1 pseudogene is annotated in these 237 nt (G+C 65.0%); it reads left to right on the forward strand.

Annotation, left to right across the window (positions count from 1 at the left end):
* Positions 1-237: pseudogene (locus SB753_RS41240) on the forward strand (class A beta-lactamase); the annotation flags it as partial.

Genomic DNA, 237 nt, shown 5'->3' on the forward strand with positions numbered 1-237 from the left:
GCAAGAACGCGGAATCGGGCAAGGCAATCAATGGAGCGCGGCAGCGGCAACAGTTCGCGAAAGCCGATGCGATTCGCGCGCGGCTCCAAGAGATCGAAGCACAAAGCGGTGGACGGCTCGGCGTGTCGATCGTCGACACGACCTCGGGACTGCACGCCGGCTTGCATGCGGACGAGCGCTTTCCGATGTGCAGCTCGTTCAAACTGCTCGCCGCGGGGGCGATCCTCGCGCGTGTCG

Origin of the sequence: Paraburkholderia sp. SIMBA_053, from assembly GCF_046534895.1 — a bacterium.
GTDB classification, from domain to species: Bacteria; Pseudomonadota; Gammaproteobacteria; order Burkholderiales; family Burkholderiaceae; genus Paraburkholderia; species Paraburkholderia caledonica.